At 62.9% G+C, this 20,028-nt stretch carries 19 protein-coding genes and 1 tRNA gene; 5 read left to right on the forward strand and 15 right to left on the reverse strand.

What is annotated here, in order from left to right; translation table 11 throughout:
• The first annotated feature begins 4 nt into the window (after positions 1-4).
• The gene (gene dnaG, locus AC1RTA_RS06875) at positions 5-1,759 is read left to right on the forward strand and encodes a DNA primase (protein WP_492784328.1); all 1,755 of its coding nucleotides are present in this window, start codon (positions 5-7) and stop codon (positions 1,757-1,759) included.
• Positions 1,760-1,839: 80 nt separating this feature from the next.
• Positions 1,840-3,810 (forward strand): RNA polymerase sigma factor RpoD, encoded by a 1,971-nt coding sequence (rpoD, locus tag AC1RTA_RS06880; protein WP_014236310.1) that lies wholly within the window; start codon positions 1,840-1,842, stop codon positions 3,808-3,810.
• Between the two features lie 911 nt (positions 3,811-4,721).
• On the opposite strand, the gene AC1RTA_RS06885 is transcribed toward rpoD, so the two are convergent.
• Entirely contained in the window at positions 4,722-4,919 is a 198-nt protein-coding gene (locus AC1RTA_RS06885; protein WP_492784329.1) for a hypothetical protein, read from the reverse strand.
• Between the two features lie 331 nt (positions 4,920-5,250).
• Here AC1RTA_RS06885 and AC1RTA_RS06890 point away from each other — a divergent pair, with 331 nt between their 5' ends.
• Positions 5,251-6,150: a dCTP deaminase domain-containing protein gene (locus AC1RTA_RS06890; protein ID WP_492784330.1), complete on the forward strand. Its 900-nt coding sequence runs from the start codon at positions 5,251-5,253 to the stop codon at positions 6,148-6,150.
• A gap of 3 nt (positions 6,151-6,153) precedes the next feature.
• On the forward strand, positions 6,154-6,939 hold the full coding sequence (thyX, locus tag AC1RTA_RS06895; protein ID WP_492784331.1) for an FAD-dependent thymidylate synthase: 786 nt from the start codon (positions 6,154-6,156) through the stop codon (positions 6,937-6,939).
• Between the two features lie 388 nt (positions 6,940-7,327).
• Here thyX and AC1RTA_RS06900 read toward each other — a convergent pair whose 3' ends face one another.
• From AC1RTA_RS06900 to AC1RTA_RS06965, 14 genes are all read right to left on the reverse strand, one after another.
• The gene (locus tag AC1RTA_RS06900; protein ID WP_492784332.1) at positions 7,328-7,933 is read right to left on the reverse strand and encodes a hypothetical protein; all 606 of its coding nucleotides are present in this window, start codon (positions 7,931-7,933) and stop codon (positions 7,328-7,330) included.
• Between the two features lie 6 nt (positions 7,934-7,939).
• Positions 7,940-8,302: a response regulator gene (locus AC1RTA_RS06905; RefSeq protein WP_130459397.1), complete on the reverse strand. Its 363-nt coding sequence runs from the start codon at positions 8,300-8,302 to the stop codon at positions 7,940-7,942.
• A gap of 136 nt (positions 8,303-8,438) precedes the next feature.
• Positions 8,439-8,825: a lactoylglutathione lyase gene (gene gloA / locus AC1RTA_RS06910; RefSeq protein WP_130459398.1), complete on the reverse strand. Its 387-nt coding sequence runs from the start codon at positions 8,823-8,825 to the stop codon at positions 8,439-8,441.
• Between the two features lie 23 nt (positions 8,826-8,848).
• Positions 8,849-9,625 carry a M48 family metallopeptidase gene (locus tag AC1RTA_RS06915; protein WP_492784333.1) on the reverse strand — a complete coding sequence of 259 codons (777 nt, stop codon included), beginning with the start codon at positions 9,623-9,625 and terminating at the stop codon, positions 8,849-8,851.
• Complete coding sequence (locus AC1RTA_RS06920; protein ID WP_492784334.1) at positions 9,603-10,346, reverse strand: lysophospholipid acyltransferase family protein; 744 nt, start codon at positions 10,344-10,346, stop codon at positions 9,603-9,605. Before AC1RTA_RS06920 ends, AC1RTA_RS06915 begins: the two co-directional genes overlap by 23 nt.
• 4 nt (positions 10,347-10,350) lie before the next feature.
• Positions 10,351-10,899: a D-glycero-beta-D-manno-heptose 1,7-bisphosphate 7-phosphatase gene (gmhB, locus tag AC1RTA_RS06925; RefSeq protein WP_014236303.1), complete on the reverse strand. Its 549-nt coding sequence runs from the start codon at positions 10,897-10,899 to the stop codon at positions 10,351-10,353.
• Positions 10,900-10,921: 22 nt separating this feature from the next.
• Entirely contained in the window at positions 10,922-13,036 is a 2,115-nt protein-coding gene (gene glyS / locus AC1RTA_RS06930; RefSeq protein ID WP_287874392.1) for a glycine--tRNA ligase subunit beta, read from the reverse strand.
• Positions 13,037-13,038: 2 nt separating this feature from the next.
• Positions 13,039-13,968, reverse strand: a complete 930-nt coding sequence (glyQ, locus tag AC1RTA_RS06935) for a glycine--tRNA ligase subunit alpha (RefSeq protein ID WP_492784335.1) — start codon at positions 13,966-13,968, stop codon at positions 13,039-13,041.
• A 51-nt stretch (positions 13,969-14,019) separates the two neighbouring features.
• Positions 14,020-15,537 carry an apolipoprotein N-acyltransferase gene (gene lnt / locus AC1RTA_RS06940; RefSeq protein WP_492784336.1) on the reverse strand — a complete coding sequence of 506 codons (1,518 nt, stop codon included), beginning with the start codon at positions 15,535-15,537 and terminating at the stop codon, positions 14,020-14,022.
• A gap of 1 nt (position 15,538) precedes the next feature.
• Positions 15,539-16,384: a CorC family transporter gene (locus tag AC1RTA_RS06945; RefSeq protein WP_014236299.1), complete on the reverse strand. Its 846-nt coding sequence runs from the start codon at positions 16,382-16,384 to the stop codon at positions 15,539-15,541.
• 59 nt (positions 16,385-16,443) lie between these two features.
• Complete coding sequence (gene ybeY, locus AC1RTA_RS06950) at positions 16,444-16,902, reverse strand: rRNA maturation RNase YbeY (RefSeq protein WP_130459404.1); 459 nt, start codon at positions 16,900-16,902, stop codon at positions 16,444-16,446.
• Positions 16,899-17,873 carry a PhoH family protein gene (locus tag AC1RTA_RS06955; protein WP_014236297.1) on the reverse strand — a complete coding sequence of 325 codons (975 nt, stop codon included), beginning with the start codon at positions 17,871-17,873 and terminating at the stop codon, positions 16,899-16,901. The genes ybeY and AC1RTA_RS06955 overlap by 4 nt, the downstream gene beginning before the upstream one ends.
• Positions 17,873-19,213, reverse strand: a complete 1,341-nt coding sequence (gene miaB, locus AC1RTA_RS06960) for a tRNA (N6-isopentenyl adenosine(37)-C2)-methylthiotransferase MiaB (RefSeq protein WP_492784337.1) — start codon at positions 19,211-19,213, stop codon at positions 17,873-17,875. The genes AC1RTA_RS06955 and miaB overlap by 1 nt, the downstream gene beginning before the upstream one ends.
• Positions 19,214-19,268: 55 nt before the next feature.
• Positions 19,269-19,688 carry a hypothetical protein gene (locus AC1RTA_RS06965; RefSeq protein WP_492784338.1) on the reverse strand — a complete coding sequence of 140 codons (420 nt, stop codon included), beginning with the start codon at positions 19,686-19,688 and terminating at the stop codon, positions 19,269-19,271.
• 165 nt (positions 19,689-19,853) lie between these two features.
• Between AC1RTA_RS06965 and AC1RTA_RS06970 the strand changes: the two genes are divergently transcribed.
• Positions 19,854-19,930: transfer RNA gene (locus tag AC1RTA_RS06970), tRNA-Met, on the forward strand.
• The last annotated feature ends 98 nt before the right edge of the window (positions 19,931-20,028 follow it).

Raw genomic sequence — 20,028 nt, forward strand, 5'->3', positions numbered from 1 at the left:
GCCCGTGATCCCCGAATCCTTCCTCCAGGAACTGCTGCACCGGGTCGACATCGTCGACCTCATCGACGGCTACGTACCGCTGAAAAAGGCGGGGGCCAACTACGCCGCCTGCTGCCCCTTCCACAACGAAAAGTCGCCTTCGTTCACCGTCAGCCCGACCAAGCAGTTCTATCACTGCTTCGGCTGCGGCGCCCACGGCACGGCCATCCGCTTCCTCATGGAGTATTCGGGCCTCGGCTTCATCGATGCGGTGAAGGAACTGGCCGGGCGCATGGGCATGGTGGTGCCGGAGGAGGCCGGGCGGGTCCGGCACGAAGGCCCCCGCACCGCCGAGCTGACCGAGGTCATGGGCAAGGCCGCCCAATACTATTTCGAGCAGCTCAAGCATTCGGACAAGGCCAAGGAGTATCTGAAGCGGCGCGGCCTCACCGGCGAGATCGCCCTCAAGTTCCGCATCGGCTACGCCCCGGACGGCTGGCAGAACCTGCAGGCCAGTTTTCCCAACTACGACGCCCCGGAGTTGAAGACGGCCGGCCTGGTCATCGAGAACGACCAGGGCCGCCGCTACGACCGTTTCCGCGACCGGGTGATGTTTCCCATCATCAACCAGAAGAACGAGGTCATCGCCTTCGGCGGCCGGGTCATCGACCAGGGCGATCCCAAGTACCTGAACTCTCCCGAGACCCCCCTCTTCGAGAAGGGCCGGGAACTGTTCGGCCTACCCCAGGCCCGCCAGGCCCTGCGGGAGAAGAACACGGTGATCGTGGTGGAAGGCTACATGGACGTGGTGGCCCTGGCCCAGCATGGTGTCGGCAACGCGGTCGCCACCCTGGGCACCGCCACCACCGCCACCCACGTGCAGAAGCTGCTGCGCCAGGTGGACCGCATCGTCTATTGCTTCGACGGCGACGCCGCCGGGCGCAAAGCCGCCTGGCGCGGCCTGGAGAACAGCCTGGAATCCCTAGCCGACAACAAGAGCATCGGCTTTGTTTTCCTCCCCCCCGAGCACGACCCGGACAGCTATGTGCGGGAAGTGGGCAAGGAAGCCTTCGAGCGCATGATCGACCAGGCCATGCCCCTCTCCGACTTTCTGCTGAAGGAGCTGGCCAGCCATTGCGACCTGACCACCTCGGAAGGCAAGTCCAAGCTGGTTTACGAAGCCAAGCCCCTGATCCAGCGCCTGGCCACTCCCCTGCTGCGCCTGCAGCTGGTGAAGCGCCTGGCCGAGGCCAGCGGCTTTTCCCAGCAGGAAGTGGAGCGCCTGTGCGACCTCAAGCCCGTCGCTCGGGCGGCACCGGCACGGGCGCCGCGGCAGGCCCTGTCCCTGCCCCGCACCTTGCTGCGCCTGGTGCTGCACCGGCCGGACTTCGCCGCACGCCTGCCCCTGCACTGGCTACCCGCCGACAGCACCGAAACCCGGGCCCTACGGCGCCTGTGCGAACAGATCAAGCGGGATGCGGACCTGCCCAGCAGCGCCATGTTGTTGGAACGTTTGCGCGGCGGCGATGACGAAGCCATCCTGCAGAGCGCCGCCGCCAGCCTGTTGCAGAGCCCCCAGAGCGAAGAGGAAAGCGAACAGGAATTCGCCGGCGCCCTGGCCCGGCTGGAAATGAACTGGGTCGAGCAGGAATTCCGCCGCTTGCAGCACAAGGCTGCCGGCGGCGGACTCGACAGTGAAGAAAAGCGGGAATTTGTACATTTGCTGCAGGAGCGGGAACGCCTGCGCAAGGCCGGCATTCTGGCCGGGAGCGGTGACTAGAACCCTGGTTCGAGACCAGGGGGAAATGAGCCAAGTTGTGGTAGAATAAGCGGTTTTTCCAGGATTATCGGGACACGGTCATGGCAAAGGAAAAGGCAAAAGAAGTCGCCAAGGAAATTCTCAAGGCTAAATCATCCAAGGCCAAGGAGAAGGCGCTGCTGGAATCCGCCGGGGCAACCCAGGCCGCGACTCCGGTGGACGTGGAGACGCGTAAGACGCGCCTCAAGACACTGATCAAACTCGGCAAGGAACGGGGTTTCCTGACCTATGCCGAAATCAATGACCACCTGCCGGACGACGTCGTCGACGCCGAGCAGATCGAGTCCATCATCACCACCTTCAATGACATGGGCATCCAGGTCTTCGACGAGGCTCCGGCCGCCGAAGATCTGCTCATGTCCGACAACGCCCCGGCTGTTGCCGACGACGAGGAAGTGGAAGAAGAGGCGGAAGCCGCCCTGTCTACCGTGGACTCCGAATTCGGCCGCACCACGGACCCGGTGCGCATGTACATGCGCGAAATGGGTACCGTGGAACTGCTGACCCGGGAAGGCGAAATCGAAATCGCCAAGCGCATCGAAGACGGTCTCAAGCACATGATCCAGGCCATTTCCGCCTGCCCCACCACCATTGCCGAAATTCTGGCCATGGCGGAAAAGGTGGAAAAGGAAGAGATGCGCATCGATGAAGTCATCGACGGCTTGATCGATCCCAATGCGGCCGAAGAGGAACTGGCCGCCGAGGAAGCCGTGGTTGAAGGCGACGACGAGGTCGAGGACGGAGACGACGAAGAAGAAGGCGGTGAAGGCGCCGCTGTTTCCGCCTCCCTGCTGCAGCTCAAGACCGATGCCCTGGAGCGTTTCGCCACCATCAAGACCCTCTACGGCAAGGCCCACAAGGCCCTGGTGTCCAAGGGCTCCCAGGACAAGACCTACCTCAAGCTGCAACAGCAGATTTCCGCCGAGCTGATGAACATCCGCTTCACCTCCAAGGTGATCGAGCGCTTGTGCGACAGCGTGCGCAGCATGGTGGACTCCGTGCGCGAGCGGGAACGCAAGATCCAGGAACTGTGCGTGCGCAAGGTCGGCATGCCCCGCCCCCACTTCATCAAGTCCTTCCCGGGCAATGAAATCAACCTGGAATGGGTCGAGAAGGAAATTGCCGTGGCCAAGGGCTACGGCCCCATCCTTACCCGCACCGCTCCTAACATCCAGGAAGAACAGCGCAAGCTGCTGGCTCTGCAGGACCACATCGGCATCCCGCTGAAGGACCTGAAGGACATCAACAAGCAGATGTCCACCGGTGAAGCCAAGGCCCGCCGCGCCAAGCGCGAGATGACCGAGGCCAACCTGCGCCTGGTGATCTCCATCGCCAAGAAGTACACCAACCGGGGCCTGCAGTTCCTCGACCTGATCCAGGAAGGCAACATCGGCCTGATGAAGGCGGTGGACAAGTTCGAATACCGCCGTGGCTACAAATTCTCCACCTATGCCACCTGGTGGATCCGTCAGGCCATCACCCGTTCCATCGCCGACCAGGCCCGCACCATCCGCATTCCGGTGCACATGATCGAGACCATCAACAAGATGAACCGGATTTCCCGCCAGATTCTGCAGGAAACCGGTGCCGAGCCCGATCCCGCCACCCTGGCGATCAAGATGGAAATGCCCGAGGAGAAGATCCGCAAGATCCTGAAGATCTCCAAGGAACCCATCTCCATGGAAACGCCCATCGGTGACGATGACGACTCCCACCTGGGCGATTTCATCGAAGACACCGCCACCACTGCCCCGGTGGATGCGGCGCTCTACTCCGGCCTGCGGGAAGTGACCAAGGAAATTTTGGACACTCTGACCCCCCGGGAAGCCAAGGTGCTGCGCATGCGTTTCGGCATCGAGATGAATACGGACCACACCCTGGAAGAAGTCGGCAAGCAGTTCGACGTCACCCGGGAACGTATCCGCCAGATTGAAGCCAAGGCCCTGCGCAAGCTGCGCCATCCCTCGCGTTCCGACAAGCTGCGCAGCTTCCTGGACAACAACGGCAGCTGAGCCACGACAAGCATCACGGGCCTGTAGCTCAGTTGGTCAGAGCAGAGGACTCATAATCCCTGTGCTTGAGCCGACGAGCGAAGGCCAGTTTGTTACGTTTCAACGACTTACGCACCACCACCCGTGGTGCATGGGTCGGAAAAATCCCTGAGACGGCTCATTTCCGGGCTGACTCGGGAAATGCAGTTGTAGGGCCTCTAGCTCATGCCTGGTTAGAGCAGCGGACTCATAATTCTTCTGCATCCCGAAAGCGCATAAGAAGTTTTTCTTTATTTTCAAATGGTTCGGGTGGTTTTAACCCACCTGAACCGGCAGTAAAACCGTTGTCTGGTGCATGTCTGGTCCAGAGAACGGCCAACCGCGAGGTCGCCCGTTCGGGGCTTTTCGGTGTTGTAGTTTCGGGCCTGTAGCTCAGTTGGTCAGAGCAGAGGACTCATAGCGTTAAGTTGTGCCATACGTTTGGAAACTGCGTATGGGATGGTGTCAAATTCGGCGAACCCTAAGTGCGGTAACGCATACGGCAACGCCGAGCCAAGCTTCGGTGCGAAAGCATCGTTGAAGGTGTAGAGACTAGACGGCACCCACCTAAGGCGAAAGCTACGGTGAAGGCATAGTCCAGGGAGTGGCGAAAGTCACACAAACCCGAATCCTTTGGTCCAGGGTTCAAGTCCCTGCGGGCCCACCAAAGTCAGAGCCCCAACCGGAAACGGTTGGGGCTTTTGTCTTTTTGCCTGATAAATTGAAGCAGTTCGCCCACATCCACGCCCGCAATTCGGCCGAAGCTGGTATTGGTCAATGCGCAAAAACTGACTGAAACAAATTGGTTACCTGCCGCTCAATCATGGGGATAGGTTAATGGCAGGAGGGGGATTTCAGGCACTGTATCTTTGTTCGGTTTTACTCTGAACCTCCTAACTTCCTTCGCCCCCATCCCGTAGAAGGAAGTCGCTCAGAAACTTGGCAGCCTTGATTTTGACCTTGAAAATCGGGAGTGAATCCCCCTCAAGACCGTCAAAGTATGCTTTTGCTTTTTCTTGATCTACTGTGCCCCTAAGATCATCAAACCGACCGTATTCGTTGAGGTTAGCTTCCGTGAGATGAGTGCTCATCAAAGCAATCAGCTTCGCTGCATCCACCCCCAACGCTGAAACGATAGCCGCTACTCCTTTACCTCAGGGTCAAACTCCCTCTCCCGTTAAAAAAAAAATTCCTCTATCTTGGCTTGATATTCTTTATTAGCTAATCACTGTAGCGCCCCCACACAGATGAGGGGGCAAAGAGGCGGCGCTATAATCGGAAAAACCTACACACTGAGAAAGTCCTGTCGCGGAAGTGGTCAGTAGCGGTGCGCAGTTAGCCCTCTAAGGCGAAGTCGGTTCAGACAGACGATCTCATTAAGCTCCCCAGCACCTATACTTTTCCAATCTTATTTCGACAAAAATGGCATTCACAGGACTACTCAAAGACGACGAGTTGGTAAAACTGATCCAGGGCTCCGCTCCCGTAGTAAAAGATCTGCCACACCCCCCCTCGCTCCCGATTCCCGCTGGAGCAACGCAACCCCCCGATCCCTGGTATGGCCCCCAATCTCCAATCCAAGCTTCCTCTATTGATCTTCACGTAGGAGCCATCCTGGTTCCGGGAGTAGAGAAAGGAGAACTGGGAAGCGTCGCCAAGCCGCGAAACGAATTTGCCTTGGAACTAGGCCACACCGTGGTCATCGTTACCAAGGAAGAACTTAATCTGCCAGGTGACCTAGCGGCTTTTGGCTTTCCGCCGTCTCGCTTATCTTCGCGCGGACTACTAATGACCAACCCTGGCCATGTAGATCCTGGCTATATGGGGAAACTCCGGTTCACAGTGATGAACATCGCTACAGAATCCATCACACTTCGGGAAGGGGACCCGATTGTCAGCCTACTATTTTTCCCTCTTAGCGATAAGGCCACAGCAGACTATTCAACCCGCAATAACCTTACTCAGCCGATCAAGGGCCCTACTCAAGAGAAAGTAAACTGTTTGTCGATGGACTTTCTTGACGTCAGTAGCCGGGCTGAGGCAGCTGCGACAAAGGTCGTCAAGGATGCGGAGTTCCGTGCAAAAATTTGGGCGATTGGAGCTCCTGCGGTTGGCGCAATAGCAACACTGGCGGGTGCTTTCTTCCTTGCATGGCAACCTATGAACCAGTTGAAAACCGAGTTGGAACAAGTCAAAACTGTGCTTGAGATGAAGGAATACAAGTCAAAGTTGGACAAACTCAAAGAGCTGGAGGATGTCGAAAAGCGGCTTGGCCAACTGGAGTCGAAGCAAACCAATGCCCATAAGGGTGGTTCTAAATAGACCATGGCGCTTAAGATCTACATCATTGCAAGAACCCAGTTTGATGCCAATCAGTTCTGCAGCTTTGTCCAAAATGCATCGACCTCGTGGAAGAGGACGCCAGAAGCGACTCAGCAAGAAGAACTTATTGAGGCTGCGGGACGCGTTTGCTACATGTCATTCGGGGCTCGGCAATCGCCGAAGAGTAACGAAGACTACATTCGACATCTCATCATCTCCGGGCACGAGAGCGTTCTGGAGCATGTCAATTGGACGTTCATAATTGAAGGGGTTTCGCGCGCCTTCACTCACCAGCTAGTACGGCATCGTGTTGGCTTTGCCTTTAGCCAACTTTCCCAGCAGTACCACGACGAATCCGAAGCAGAGTTCGTGGAACCCGATCACCTTAATGAATTTCCAGCAGCTCGTGCCGCGTGGCAACGGTCCATGGAGGCTGCCCGAGAAGCTTATCTTGAAATAAAGCAAGCCGCTGCTGATGAGGAATCCAAGTTGGGGCTCGAAGGCAAAAAGCGAGAGGCTCTAAGAGCAATACGCTCGATGGCAAGGAGCGTACTGCCGAATGCTACTGAGACAAAAGTTGTTGTAACGGCAAACGCCAGGGCACTTAGGTATTTTTTCTCGGTTCGCGGGTCCATTCCCGGGGATGCCGAAATGCGACAGGTTTCCGCTAAGCTTTTGACCCTGGTTTTGGAAGAGGCGCCTGCATTGTTTTTTGATTTCCGGATAGCGGAGATGCCCGATGGTTCTCCCATCGTTGAGAAAATCCTTATCGATTCACTTCGAAGCTGATCAGTTACTCCGTTCCTACTCCGGTCTTTTAAGTACAGTCTGGTGCGCGTCTGGTGCCATCATCCGGGCCGATGCCCAAGAAAACATAGGAATTTATCGTTTGTTTTTCATGGGCTTATAAAGCACACCAAAGGATGTTTTATCCTTTTCTGCCGAACTCATAATCCTTTGGTCCAGGGTTCAAGTCCCTGCGGGCCCACCAAACAAAACCCCAGCCGGCAACGGCTGGGGTTTTCTTTTTGTCCGCACTAAATAATGCGCATGGGGGCATGGGAATTGCGGAACACGATGGGCAACACCCGACATCCGGAATACACCATACTGACGCTCAAAAAAGGCAATCGAAGCGCTGACCCAGTGTGAAGCCCCACCGCCCTCGGCTACGGAATTAGGGCATGGCCACAACCAGCGCCGGATCATCCCAGTGTTCCAGCAGGATGCGGCGCACCCGGTCCTGCCAGAGGTGGCGGAAATCACGGCCGTCCGCTTCGTTGGCTTCGCCGCTGAGCAGGGCCTGGAGCAGACCGCCCATGCGGGGATCGGGAGGGACGGAGGACAGGTCGAGGCTCAGGGTGACGGCGCTGCCGTCGTCCAGGCGCTGGAAGGTGAACGTGCCGCCACCGCCCTGGCCGACGGCCAGCAGGTTGCGGCGCGAGTGCTGGCCGGCCAGGCCCTTGAAACCGCCGCTGCCGGCGGCGCCGGTGAGCAGGGTGAGAACGCTGGCGATGACGCCGGTGACACCCTCGTCCAGGAAGTCGCCGCAACTGACGTGGAAATTGCCCCGCCGGGGCACTTCGCTTCCGTACAAGCGGCCCAGGGCGCGGCTAGCGAGCAGGTAGGCGCCGGCTACCGTGGGGCAGGAGTGGCCGGCCAGGCGCACGGCATCGGCGTAGGTGTATTCGATGAAACCGCCTTCCGCCGCCCCCAGGAATTCGGCCAGGGAATCCCGCAGCAGGATCGGCGGCACCTGGGCAAAAAAGGCGGGGAAGGTCATGTCCGCTCAGCCGCCGACGAGGGCCATGGCTTCGGCGACGGAAACCGGCGTCACCGGCTTGCGCACGAACTGCACCGCAAGGGCGGCCGCCTTGTCGCGGATGGCATCCTGGATATTGGCGGTGAGCAGGGCCAGTTGGGCCGTGCTGCCCTGGGCCCGGACCCGGGAGGCGAACTCCAGGCCGTCCATGCCGGGCATGTTGTAGTCGATGGTCATCAGGTCGAAAGCCTGGCCGTCGCACTTGGCCAGGGCCTCGTCGCCGGTGCCGGCCTCTTCCACCGTCCAGTCCGGATGCTTGTCCAGCATGATGGCGCGGATCATCATCCGGCTCACCCGGCTGTCGTCCACCACCAGAACGCGCTTGCTCATTTCCTTTGTCTCCACTGTCAGGGGCAGTCTAGCGGGGCACCTGGCCCTGCCGCCTTGATCCAAATCGGCTTTGAGGATCGCCCATAACCCCCGCCGTCGCCAAGGAGGAAAATCACACCCTCCCGGCCGCCCAGGGCTAGCTGTGCTTCTGGATCAGTTCGATCTTGTAGCCGTCCGGGTCTTCGACGAAGGCGATGACGGTGGTGCCGTGCTTCATCGGGCCGGCTTCCCGCACCACCTTGCCGCCCCGGGCCTTGATGGCGGCGCAGGCGGCGTAGGCATCGTCCACTTCCAGGGCGATGTGGCCGAAGCCGTTGCCCAGCTCGTAGGCGGGGGTGTCCCAGTTGTGGGTCAGCTCGATCACGGCGCCCTCGCTTTCCGGGCCGTAGCCGACAAAGGCCAGGGTGAAGCGGCCATCGGGGTAATCCTGGCGGCGCAGCTGCTGCATGCCGAGGACCTCGGTGTAGAAAGCCAGGGAACGGTCCAGGTCGCCGACCCGGAGCATGGTGTGCAATAGACGCATGAAAAACTCCTGCTGTTTAAGGATCACCAGCGCGGCAGGGTCTGGGCCAGACGCTTGAGCTCGGCCCGGGCCTGCTGGTAATCGGGATAAAGTCGCTCCACCACGGACCAGAAACGGGGCGAGTGGTTCATTTCCCGCAGGTGGGCCAGCTCGTGGGCCACCACGTAATCGACCACCGCCAGGGGAAAGTGGATGAGGCGCCAGTTGAGACGGATGCCGCTGACGCGGCTACAACTGCCCCAGCGGGTGCGGGCCGAACTGAGGGCCAGGGGCGGCACAGCAACACCGAGCAGAGGGGCGTAATGATCCAGGCGCTCGGCGAACAGGGTACGGGCCCGCGCTTTCAGGGCCTTCTCCAGCAAGGGTCGCGGATCCTTGGCCTCAGGCAGGCATAGCTGGAGATGCCCGTCGATCCAGGAGATGCGGGCAGGGCCGGCCGTGATGCGCACCGATATTGCCTCTCCGAGCAGGGGCAGGGACATGCCGTCGCTCACGCTGACCGCCGTCTGGATCTGGCGCTGGCGCCATTCCTCCAGCTTGCCCAGGACCCAGTCCTGATGCTGGTGGATCAGCTTCTCCACCTCCCGCACGGAAGCGCGCAGGGGCGCGCCGACCCGCAGGCCCCGGTGGTCGATGGTGAGGCCGATGGTGCGCCGACGGCTGCGCCGCAACTCGTAGGGAATCAGTCGTTCGCCGAGCAGCACGGCGGCGCCCCGGGCGTCCGCCGGCGGCCGCTCTGCCGGATCGCGAAAGAGGGCCAGTTCGAGCTGGGGGGAATCAGGCCTGCTGGGACGACCCATCGCAATAACGGTACGGGGAGATGCGGTGCATCTCGCCTTCGATCCAGGCTTCCACCTGGCGGTTCACTTCTTCCACCGTCAGGCCGCTGGCGTCGATGGCCGGACCGAAGCTGATGGTGACGGTGCCCGGCTGCTTGATGAAGGCATTGCGCCGCCACACCTCGCCGGCGTTGTGGGCCACCGGCACCACCTTGGCCTTGGCCTGCACCGCCAGGTGGGCGCCGCCGGGCTTGTAGCGCTTCTTCTGGCCCGGAGCGACGCGGGTGCCCTCGGGGAAGATGATGACGCTGATGCCACGCCGCAGCAGGGCCGTGCCCTGTTCGGAAACCTGGGCCAGGGCATCCATGCCGGCCTTGCGGTCGATGGCGATCATGCCGATGGCCTTGAAGGCCCAGCCGAGAAAGGGCAGCAGCAGCAGTTCCTTCTTCAGCACGAAGACCATGCGCGGGAACCACTGCTGCAGGGCCACGGTTTCCCAGGCGGACTGGTGTTTGGAAAGCACCACCACGGCCTCGTCGGGAATGTTCTCGATGCCGACGACCCGGGTACGGATGCCCAGCACCCCGCGCACCAGAACGCCGAGGAAGATGGAACGCCAGATGTCGATCAGGACGTAGGCGGTGTTCACATGGAACGGCGCGACGACACAGACCAGAGCCCCGAAGAAGGCAATCAGGGGGACCGACAACAGGGTGAACAACAGAGAGCGGATCAGGGCCATAGGGTCAGTTCTTGCCGTTGCCGAGCAGATGATCGACGGCGGCGGAGAGATCGGGGAAGACTTCGGTGGCGTAGGGCAGGTCGCCCTCTTCCTGGGTTTTCTCGCCCTTGCCGGTGAGCACCAGGATGGGGGAAGCGCCGGCCCGGGCGGCGGCCTGCAGATCGCGCAGGGAATCGCCGATGGCCGGCACACCCTTCAGTTCGGCGTTGTACACCGCAGCGATGCGCTGGAACATGCCGGGCTTGGGTTTGCGGCAGTCGCAGCCCGCATCGGCGGCGTGGGGGCAGTAGAAGATGGCGTCGATGCGCCCGCCCGCCGCCGCCACGGTCTTGTGCATCTTTTCGTGGATGGCGTTGAGGGTATCCATGTCGAACAGGCCGCGCCCGACGCCGGACTGGTTGGTCGCCACCACCACCCGGTAGCCCGCCTGGTTCAGCTTGGCGATGGCTTCCGGGCTGCCGGGAATGGGCTTCCACTCGGCCGGGCTCTTGATGAACTGGGCCGAGTCGAAGTTGATGACGCCGTCCCGGTCGAGGATGACAAGTTTCTTCATGGTTGCGTGCGCTCCGCGAAACTCAGGCCGACAGCTTGGAAATGTCCGCCACCTGGTTCATGGCCAGGTGCAGGGTGGCCAGCAGGCCGAGGCGGTTGGCCCGCAGGGCGGGGTCTTCCGCATTGACCATGACGTCGTTGAAGAAGGTATCCACCGGCGCCTTGAGGGCCGCCAGGGACTGCAAGGAGGCGGCGTAGTCGCCCTTGGCGAAGGCCGCATCGGCAGCCGGCTTCACCTCGGCCAGGGCCTGGGCCAGGGCCACTTCGGCGGCTTCCTGGAGCAGGGCGCTGTCGATCTTGGCAGCGACGCCGCCTTCCACCTTTTTCAGGATGTTGCCGACCCGCTTGTTGGCAGCGGCCAGGGCTTCGGCTTCCGGCAGGGCGGCAAAGGCGCGCACGGCGGCCAGGCGCTTGGGGATGTCGCCCAGGCGCTGGGGCCGCTGGGACACCACGGCATCCACTTCCTGGGCGCTGTAGCCCTGCTCCCGCAGACTGCCGGCGAGGCGGTCGTAGATGAAATCGGCCAGGGCCTCGTTGGCGGCCTTGAAGCCTTCCACCTGGGCGAAGGTGGCGGCGGCACCGGCCAGCAAATCGGAGAGCGGCAGGGCTAGGTCGCCCTCGGCCAGCATGCGGATCACGCCCAGGGCGTGGCGGCGCAGGGCGAAGGGGTCCTTGTCGCCGGTAGGAATCTGGCCGATACCGAAGAGGCCCACCAGGGTTTCCAGCTTGTCGGCCAGGGCCACCACGGTGCCCACATTGCCCCGGGGCAGGCTGTCGCCGGCGAAGCGGGGCTTGTAGTGGTCCTCGATGGCGTCGGCGATGTCGGCGGAAAGGCCGTCATGCAGCGCGTAGTAGCGGCCCATGATGCCCTGCAGTTCGGGGAACTCGCCCACCATGTCGGTGAGCAGGTCGGCCTTGGCCAGCAGGGCGGCCTGTTCGGCCTGCAGTGCCAGGGCTTCGCCGCCGAGCTGCTGGCCGATGGCCTTGGCGATGGCGCAAACCCGCTGCACCCGCTCGCCCTGGGTGCCCAGCTTGTTGTGATAGACCACCTTGGCCAGGCCGAGGACACGGGATTCCAGGGTCTTCTTGCGGTCCTGGTCGAAGAAGAACTTGGCATCGGCCAGACGGGGGCGCACCACCCGCTCGTTGCCGCCGATGACGGCGGAAGGGTCGGCCGGGGCGATGTTGCTCACCACCAGGAACTGGTTGGTCAGCTTGCCGCTGGCGTCCAGCAGGGGGAAGTACTTCTGGTTGGCCTTCATGGTGAGGATCAGGCATTCCTGGGGCACGGCCAGGAATTCGGCTTCGAACTTGCCGATCAGCACATTGGGGCGCTCCACCAGGGCGGTGACCTCGTCCAGCAGGGCCTCGTCCTCGATGGGCTTCAGGTTGGGGCCGGCCTTGGCCGCCGCGGCTTCGAGCTGGCGCACGATCTCGGCGCGGCGCTCGGCAAAGCTGGCGATGACGGCGCCGTCCCGCTTCAGGGTATCGGCATAGCTGTCGGCGTCGGCGAAGGTCACCACTTCCTTGGCGGCTTCGAAACGGTGGCCCAGGGTGGTGTTGCCGGAGGTCAGGCCGAGGATGGCGAGGGGCACCACCTCGCTGCCGTGCAGGGCCACCAGACGATGGGCGGGGCGCACGAAATTGACGCTGGTCCAGCCATCCTGCAGCTGGTAGCTCATCACCTTGGGAATGGGCAGGGCGGCCAGGGCCGCTTCCAGGGCCTTCTGCAGGCCTTCGGCGAGGGCGGCCCCCTTGGCCAGGCTGTCGTAGAACAGCACCTCGGCCTTGCCGTCGTTCTCACGGCGCAGGCTGGGGACGACGGAGGCGTCAGCCCCCAGGGCGGCAAGCTTCTTCAGCAGGGCCGGGGTGGCATTGCCGGCGGCGTCCAGGCCCACGGCCACGGGCATCAGCTTTTGTACCACGGGCTTGTCGGCGGCCACGGCCAGCACGTCGGTCACATGGGCGGCCAGACGGCGGGGCGAGGCGTAGGCGGTGACGGCGGCGGCTTCGGGCGCCAGGCCCTGGGTCTTGAGGGACTGGGCCAGGCTCTGGGCGAAGACTTCGCCCAGCTTCTTCAGGGCCTTGGGCGGCAGTTCCTCGACGAACAGTTCAACGAGCAGATTCTTGGCGGACATGATCAGGCGACTTTCTTGGCGTTCTGTTCTTCAAGCTTGGCCAGCACTTCGGCGGACCATTCCTTGGGCGCCATGGGGAAGCCCAGGCGGGCGCGGGAATCCAGGTAGGACTGGGCGACGCTGCGGGCCAGGTTGCGGATGCGGCCGATGTAGGCGGCCCGCTCGGTGACGGAAATGGCGCCCCGGGCATCCAGCAGATTGAAGGTGTGGGCGGCCTTCAGCACCTGCTCGTAGGCCGGCAGGGCCAGCTGGGCCTGCATCAGGTGCTGGGCCTGCTTCTCGTGGGCACCGAAGGCGATGAACAGGAAGTCGGCGTCGCTGTGCTCGAAGTTGTAGGTGGATTGTTCCACCTCGTTCTGGTGGTACACGTCGCCGTAGGTGAGGCCTTCGGTCCACTTCAGGTCATAGACGTTTTCCACGCCCTGCAGGTACATGGCCAGGCGCTCCAGGCCGTAGGTGATTTCGCCGGTGATGGGCTTGCAGTCGATGCCGCCAACCTGCTGGAAGTAGGTGAACTGGGTCACTTCCATGCCGTTCATCCACACTTCCCAGCCCAGGCCCCAGGCGCCCAGGGTGGGGTTTTCCCAGTCGTCCTCGACGAAGCGCACGTCGTTCTTCTTCAGGTCGAAGCCGAGGGCTTCCAGGGAGCCCAGGTACAGCTCCAGGATGTTGTCGGGAGCAGGCTTCAGCACCACCTGGAACTGGTAGTAGTGCTGCATGCGGTTGGGGTTTTCGCCGTAGCGGCCGTCCTTGGGCCGGCGGGAGGGCTGCACGTAGGCGGCCTTCCAGGGCTCGGGGCCGATGGCCCGCAGGAAGGTGGCGGTGTGGCTGGTGCCGGCACCGACTTCCATGTCGTAGGGTTGCAGGAGGGCACAGCCCTGTTTGCTCCAGTAGTCCTGCAGACGCAGGATCACTTCCTGAAAGGTAGGCATGGGTATGGGGTTCGCCAAAAAGCGTTGGAAATTTGTCGGAAACGTTGGATTTTACTGGGTTTCCCGCCGCCGTGCCAAAGCACCTGCAGCCAGGAGAAGGGTCGCCAGAAACAGGGCCACCGTATTGCCGGTGCGGGCAAAGGGCGTCAGCCCCTGGTAACCCCGCACCTCGGCCACCAGGGCGCCCCGGGTGAAGGGCGGCAGCACGGCCTGGACCCGCCCATCCGGGGCCACCACGGCGGTCATGCCGGTGTTGGTGGCGCGCAGCATGGGGCGTCCGGTCTCCAGGGCCCGCAGCTGGGCGATCTGCAGATGCTGGGGCTGGGCCAGGGAACGGCCGAACCAGGCGGTGTTGGAGAGATTGACCAGCAGGGTGGCCCGGGGCAGGGCATGGATGATCTCGCCGCCGAAGACGTCCTCGTAGCAGATGTTGGGAGCGATCTGCTGTCCGGCCAGGGCCAGGGTCGGCTGTTGGCCGCCGCCGGAGGAAAAGTCCGACATGGGCATGTGCATGAGATCGAGGAACCAGCGGAAGCCTGGCGGCACGAATTCGCCGAAGGGCACCAGGTGGGCCTTGCTGTAGGACTGCTGGGGACTGGCGCCGAAGCCGATGGCGCTGTTGTAGTAGCGCCGCTCGCCGCTGCTCTCGTCGGCCACCGGCACTCCCAGCAGCAGGTCGCCGCCGCGGCGGGCGGCCAGGGCCTTGAGGTCGGCGATGAACTCGGGGGGCAGCTGGTCGTAGAGGGCCGGCACGGCGGTTTCCGGCAGCACCGTCAGGTCCGCCGGATTGTCCCGGGCCAGGCCGACGTAGGTGGTGAGGGAATCGAGAAAACGCTCCGGCTGCCACTTCAGGTCCTGGGGAATGTTGCCCTGGAGCAGAGCCACCCGCAGCGGCTCGCCCACCGGCACAGTCCATTGCACCAGCCCCAGCCCGGCGCCGAGGCCGAGCAGCAGCAAGACCAGCAGCCCAGGCAGACGCTGGCGCCCCACCACCGCCAGGGCGCCCCAGGCGCCCAGCAGGGCGGAAGCCAGGGACACGCCATACACGCCGAGCAGCGGCGCCAGGCCGGCCAGGGGCGACGGCGGCGACTGGGAGTAGCCCAGGGCCAGCCAGGGAAGACCGGTGAGCACCCAGCCGCGGGCCCATTCGGCCAGCACCCAGCTGGCAGCGAACAGGCATGCGCTTCTCCAGGATGCCTTGCCGGAGAAGTCCAGCCGGCGGGCGCTCCAGGCCGCCGCCATGGGATAGAGGGCCATGTAGGCGCACAGGGCCAGGGTGGCCAGGGCGGCCACCGGCAGGGGCATGCCGCCGACGTCGTGGAGGCTGACATAAACCCAGGAGACGCCGCCGAGGAATTGGGCCAGGCCGAAGGCGAAGCCGCGCCAGGCCGCCGCCCGGGGCGACGGCGCCCGGCTCACCAGGAGGAACAGGGCGCCCCAGCTGAGCCAGGCCAGCCAGAAGACAGCGAAGGGAGCGAAGGCGCCCACCCCCAGCAGGCCGGCGCCGGCCGCCAGCAGACGGGCCCGCCCGTCGCTGCGTACTACGGAGAGAAAAGCGGCGATTCCCACCTTATTCGGTATCGCCGATGGTGCGGGGCGTATCCACCAGCAGGGTATACAGGCGCCGGCTGTCGGCCCGCAGGACCTGGAAGCGGACGTGGCCCACCTCCACCACTTCGTTGCGCTTGGGCACCCGGCCCAGGTGGTGCAGCAGCATGCCGCCGACGGTGTCGAAATCGTCGTCGGGGAAAGTGGTGCCGAAGGCGTGGTTGAAGCTGGCGATCTCGGTCTGGGCCTTGACCCGGTAGCGGCCGGACTGGTCCAGCTGGATGTTGTCCACCGTCTCGTCGAAGTCGTACTCGTCCTCGATCTCGCCGACGATCTGCTCCAGCACGTCCTCGATGGTCACCAGGCCGGCGACGCCGCCGAACTCGTCCACCACGATGGCCATGTGGTTGCGGCTGACGCGGAACTCCCGCAGCAGCACGTTGAGACGCTTGGATTCGGGGATGAAGACGGCAGGGCGCAGCCAGTTGCGCAGGCTGAAGTCCCGCTCGATGATGGAGCGCAGCAGGTCCTTGGCCAGGAGAATGCCCAGCACGTCATCCTTGCTCTCGCCAACCACCGGGAAGCGGGAGTGGGCGGTCTCGATCACCGTGGGGATGAGCTGGTCCAGGGAGGAGTCGATGTCGATCACGTCCATCTGGGCCCGGGGCACCATGACGTCGCGGACGGAGGTTTCGGAGGCGGCCATGGCCCCTTCGATGATGGTCAGGGCGTCGGCGTCGAGCAGGTCGCGCTCGAAGGCGGAATGCAGCAGGGCGAGGAGTTGCTCCCGATCCTCGGGCTCGCGCAGGAGGAGGGAGGAAAGACGTTCGAGCAGAGTCGGTTTGGGCGAACTAGGGGAAGGGTCCATGGGCGGGGTTGGGCAACGGAAATTGGGGATGGGGAACCTGGGCGCCCCACCGGTGCCGCTCAGGCGGCGTAGGGATCGGGGTAGCCGAGGCCGGCCAGGATGTCGCGTTCCCGGGCCTCCATGTGCTCGGCCGCCGCTTCTTCTTCGTGGTCGTAACCTTGCAGGTGCAGCATACCATGCACCACCAGGTGGGCGTAGTGAGCTGCCAGGGGCTTGCCCTGCTCGGCCGCTTCCCGGGCCACCACGGCATGGCAGATGACCAGGTCGCCCATGACGACGGGCTCGTATTCGTAGGGGAAGGAGAGGACGTTGGTGGCGTAGTCCTTGCCCCGGTAGTCCCGGTTCAACTCCTGGCCTTCGTCGGCTTCCACCAGGCGGATGGTGACCTGGCCGCCCTTCATGCCGTCCACGTTGAGGGCGGCGCGGGCCCAGGCGCGGAAATCGTCGCGGCAGGGTAGGCCTTCCCGGTTACAGGCGTATTGCACCGACAGGTTGAGGCGGCGGCTGGGCTGATTCATGGCTTGCGTCCGTGTTCTTCGTAGGCGGAGACGATGCGGGCCACCAGGGGGTGGCGCACCACATCTTCCTTGAGGAATTCGGTGAAGGCGATGCCCCGCACTTCGCGCAGAATCTGGGCCGCTTCACGGAGACCGCTCTGGTGGCCCCGGGGCAGATCCACCTGGGTCAGGTCGCCAGTGACCACAGCCTTGGCGCCGATGCCGATGCGGGTGAGGAACATCTTCATCTGTTCCGGCGTGGTGTTCTGGGCCTCATCGAGGATGATGAAGGCGTGGTTGAGGGTACGCCCGCGCATGAAGGCCAGGGGGGCGATCTCGATGGCGCCCTTTTCGTAGAGCTTGGTCACCTTGTCGAAGCCCATCAGGTCGTAGAGGGCATCGTAGAGGGGACGCAGGTAGGGATCCACCTTCTGGGCCAGGTCGCCGGGCAGGAAGCCGAGGCGCTCACCGGCTTCCACGGCCGGCCGGGTGAGGACGATACGCTCCACCTGGTCCCGCTCGAAGGCATCTACGGCGCTGGCCACGGCCAGATAGGTCTTGCCGGTGCCGGCTGGGCCGATGCCGAAGGTGATGTCGTGATCCTGAATGTGCTTCAGGTATTCGATCTGGCGCGGCGTGCGGCCGTGCAGTTCGCTCTTGCGCGTAATCAGGGCCGGCGAGGTGGGGTCGATGCCGGCGGAACCGGCCCGGGCCGGCTGGTTCAGCAGTTCGATAAGCCCCAGCTGGATGTCGTCCACCGACAGGGGCTCCCTGGCCTTGGCGTAGAAGCGGCTGATGGCATCGGAGGCACGGCGGGCCTGGGCGACGGAACCGTGGAAGGTGAAACGCTCGCCGCGGCGGGTGATGGTCACATCCAGGGCCGTCTCGATCTGCCGCAGGTTCTCGTCCAGAGCGCCGCACAGGTTGGCCAGGTACTGGTTATCCACCGGGGACAGGAACAGCTCCAGGGGCCGGGTTTTGCTCGCACCCATCAGACGGCCACGCCTTCCCGGGTGACGATCTCGCCCCGCAGGGAATGGGGCAGGGCCGAAGTGATGGTGACGTCCACGAAGTGGTTGATGAGGCGGGGATTGCCGACGAAATTGACCACCCGGTTGTTGTCCGTGCGGCCGGCCAGCTCGTTGGCGTCCTTCTTCGAGGTGCCTTCCACCAGCACCCGCTGCACCGTGCCGACCATGGCCTGGGATATGGCCATGGCCTGCTCCTCGATGCGCTTTTGCAGACGGGCGAGGCGGGCCAGCTTCACGTCCTGGGGCGTGTCGTCCTCCAGTTCCACCGCCGGGGTCCCGGGGCGGGGGCTGTAGACGAAGCTGAAGGAGGTGTCGAAGCCCACGTCCTCGATCAGTTTCATGGTCTTCTCGAAATCCTCCTCGGTCTCGCCGGGGAAGCCGACGATGAAGTCGGAACTGAGGGAAATGTCGGGCCGCGCCACCCGCAGTTTACGGATGATGCTTTTGTATTCGATGGCGGTATAACCGCGCTTCATCACCGCCAGCACCCGGTCGGCGCCGGCCTGCACCGGCAGATGCAGATGGGAGACCAGCTTGGGCACCTTGGCGTAGGTGTCGATCAGGCGCTGGGTCATTTCCCGCGGGTGGGAGGTGGTGTAGCGGATGCGTTCGATGCCGGGCATCTCGGCGATGTACTCGATGAGCATGGCCAGGTCGGCGCTCTCGCCGCCGAACTCGCCCCGGTAGGCATTGACGTTCTGCCCCAGCAGGGTCACTTCCTTCACCCCTTGCTGGGCCAGGCCGGCCACTTCGGTGAGGATGTCCTCAAAGGGGCGGGACACCTCGGCGCCCCGGGTATAGGGGACGATGCAGAAGGTGCAGAACTTGGAACAGCCTTCCATGATGGAAACGAAGGCGGTGGCCCCCTCCACCTTGGCCGGGGGCAGGGCGTCGAACTTCTCGATTTCCGGGAAGGACACATCCACCGCCGCCTTGCCCTGACTCTTCCGCTCGGCAATCAGCTGGGGCAGGCGGTGCAGGGTCTGGGGACCGAAGACCACGTCCACATAAGGCGCCCGGGCCACAATGGCGGCACCTTCCTGGCTGGCGACACAGCCACCAACGCCGATCACCAGATTGGGATTGAGCTTCTTCAGGTGCTTGACCCGCCCCAGGTCGTGGAAAACCTTCTCCTGGGCCTTTTCCCGCACGGAACAGGTGTTGAAGAGAATGATGTCCGCCTCTTCGGGGTTGTCGGTCTTTTCCAGGGGTTCGGACTGGTTCAGCACATCGGCCATCTTGTCCGAGTCGTACTCGTTCATCTGGCAGCCGAAGGTTTTGATGTAAAGCTTTTTGGACACGATAACGTCGAAATTCAGAGGGATCGTGTGACCACGTAGTAGCGGGCCAGTTCGATCAATTGGAATAGGAAGAAGTGGGCTGCCCGGGAGCAACCATCGCGGGAGCACTGGGCTGGGGCAACGGCTGAGGTGGCAGGAGCTTGGGATTGAGGGCAGCGATTTCGTCGGCCGTGAGTATCCAGACGCGGAACAGGTCACCGTTCATATCAACCAGGTAACGCACCTTCAATGGACTGGCCAAATCCCGCAAAGCCTGGGGGAAAACCAGTAGATTGTCCCGCCCCCGGATCAGAAGCCCCGGGGCCAGACGGTAGGTATATTTACTGATCACCACCTGATTGCCGTCGATCGCCCCCATCTCACCATAGGCCGCCTGGGGGGGAATAACCCGGACAATGACCTGAGCCCGGCAGACTCCGGCCGCCCCCAGAAGCGCTAGCAGGCAAACAAGACGGGAAAATCGACGAAAATTCATCGCATTATTATACACAACCCCTCATTACCCCCGGCACGACCCAACAACAGCATGCAGGACTTCGCATCACTCACCGACGGGCGGACTTGCTGCTGCTTGACCATTCTGGGGCGGAACGATAGAATCGCGCACCTTGACTTCCCTAGCCGCCCCTGGGAAGCAAAAGGTGATGTAGCTCAGACGGTTAGAGCGATGGATTCATAACCCATAGGTCGGCAGTTCGATTCTGCCCATCACCACCAAAGACACTATGCAAAAGGCCCGCACAATGTGCGGGCCTTTTGCTTTTACAGCCGCAGAATTATGGAAGGAAGATCGGGGCGGCAACCCCGCCCGCCCT

The organism is Azospira sp. MPR-E4, from assembly GCF_058809645.1.

Coding starts and splice junctions, on each gene's coding strand:
- glyQ (WP_492784335.1), bottom strand. CDS start 13,968: ATGCCTACCTTTCAGGAAGTGATCCTGCGTCTGCAGGACTACTGGAGC.
- AC1RTA_RS06945 (WP_014236299.1), bottom strand. CDS start 16,384: ATGGACCCTTCCCCTAGTTCGCCCAAACCGACTCTGCTCGAACGTCTT.
- ybeY (WP_130459404.1), bottom strand. CDS start 16,902: ATGAATCAGCCCAGCCGCCGCCTCAACCTGTCGGTGCAATACGCCTGT.
- AC1RTA_RS06915 (WP_492784333.1), bottom strand. CDS start 9,625: ATGGGTCGTCCCAGCAGGCCTGATTCCCCCCAGCTCGAACTGGCCCTC.
- AC1RTA_RS06885 (WP_492784329.1), bottom strand. CDS start 4,919: ATGAGCACTCATCTCACGGAAGCTAACCTCAACGAATACGGTCGGTTT.
- gloA (WP_130459398.1), bottom strand. CDS start 8,825: ATGCGTCTATTGCACACCATGCTCCGGGTCGGCGACCTGGACCGTTCC.
- AC1RTA_RS06920 (WP_492784334.1), bottom strand. CDS start 10,346: ATGGCCCTGATCCGCTCTCTGTTGTTCACCCTGTTGTCGGTCCCCCTG.
- AC1RTA_RS06890 (WP_492784330.1), top strand. CDS start 5,251: ATGGCATTCACAGGACTACTCAAAGACGACGAGTTGGTAAAACTGATC.
- gmhB (WP_014236303.1), bottom strand. CDS start 10,899: ATGAAGAAACTTGTCATCCTCGACCGGGACGGCGTCATCAACTTCGAC.
- AC1RTA_RS06955 (WP_014236297.1), bottom strand. CDS start 17,873: ATGGGTGCGAGCAAAACCCGGCCCCTGGAGCTGTTCCTGTCCCCGGTG.
- glyS (WP_287874392.1), bottom strand. CDS start 13,036: ATGTCCGCCAAGAATCTGCTCGTTGAACTGTTCGTCGAGGAACTGCCG.
- thyX (WP_492784331.1), top strand. CDS start 6,154: ATGGCGCTTAAGATCTACATCATTGCAAGAACCCAGTTTGATGCCAAT.
- AC1RTA_RS06965 (WP_492784338.1), bottom strand. CDS start 19,688: ATGAATTTTCGTCGATTTTCCCGTCTTGTTTGCCTGCTAGCGCTTCTG.
- AC1RTA_RS06900 (WP_492784332.1), bottom strand. CDS start 7,933: ATGACCTTCCCCGCCTTTTTTGCCCAGGTGCCGCCGATCCTGCTGCGG.
- AC1RTA_RS06905 (WP_130459397.1), bottom strand. CDS start 8,302: ATGAGCAAGCGCGTTCTGGTGGTGGACGACAGCCGGGTGAGCCGGATG.
- rpoD (WP_014236310.1), top strand. CDS start 1,840: ATGGCAAAGGAAAAGGCAAAAGAAGTCGCCAAGGAAATTCTCAAGGCT.